General features: G+C 64.5%; 1 protein-coding gene. It reads right to left on the reverse strand.

Going from position 1 to position 1,172, the window contains the following annotated elements; translation table 11 throughout:
- Nucleotides 1–1,172, reverse strand: a 1,172-nt coding sequence (locus AC5ZG5_RS46200) for an acyl-CoA carboxylase subunit beta (RefSeq protein ID WP_496165569.1), incomplete at both ends; no start/stop codon positions are given.

Below are 1,172 nucleotides of genomic sequence, written 5' to 3' on the forward strand. Positions count from 1 at the left end.
TTCGAGGCCATGACGTCGAAGGCGCCGCCATAGGCCTTGCGGGTGATGATGGTGACGAGCGGCACCGTGCATTGCGAGTAGGCGAACAGCAGTTTTGCGCCGTGCTTGATCAGGCCGCCATATTCCTGCGCGGTGCCGGGCAGGAAGCCGGGCACGTCGACGAAGGTGACGATCGGGATGTTGAAGGCATCACAGAAGCGGACGAAGCGCGCGGCCTTGCGCGAGGCGTCGCTGTCGAGCACGCCGGCGAGCACCATCGGCTGGTTGGCGACGAAGCCCACGGTGCGGCCGGCGATGCGGCCGAAGCCGGTGACGATGTTCTTGGCGAAGGTCTCGGAGATCTCGAAGAAGTCGCCCTCGTCCACGACCTTCAGGATCAATTCCTTGATGTCATAGGGCTTGTTCGGATTGTCGGGGATCAGGGTGTCCAGGGACATGTCGACCCGGCCGATATCGTCGAAGCTTGGCCACTCCGGCACGCCGTCGGTGTTGTTCGACGGCAGGAAGTCGATCAGCCGGCGCATCTGCAACAGCGCGTCGACGTCGTTCTCGAACGCGCCGTCGGCGATCGAGGAGCGCGTGGCGTGCACCGAGGCGCCGCCGAGCTCCTCGGCGGTCACCACCTCGTTGGTCACGGTCTTCACCACGTCGGGGCCGGTCACGAACATGTAGCTGGTGTTCTTCACCATGAAGATGAAGTCGGTCATCGCCGGCGAATAGACGTCGCCGCCGGCGCACGGGCCCATGATGACGGAGATCTGCGGGATCACGCCGGAGGCGATGACGTTGCGGCGGAACACGTAGGAATAGCCGGCCAGCGCCGCGACGCCCTCCTGGATGCGGGCGCCGCCGGCGTCGTAGAGGCCGATGATCGGCGCCCGCGCCTTCATCGCCATGTCCTGCAGTTTTGTAATTTTCAGCGCGTGTGTCTCCGACAGCGAGCCGCCGAACACGGTGAAATCCTTGGCAAAGACGAAGGTCTTGCGGCCGTTGACGGTGCCCCAGCCGGTGACGACGCCGTCGCCGGGAACCTTGGTCTTCTCCATGCCGAACTCGATCGAGCGATGCTCGACGAACATGTCGAATTCCTCGAACGATCCCTTGTCCAGCAGCAGCTCGATGCGCTCGCGCGCGGTCAGCTTGCCGCGGGCATGCTGCGCCTCGATGCGCTT

The organism is Bradyrhizobium sp. Ses1, assembly GCF_059512365.1.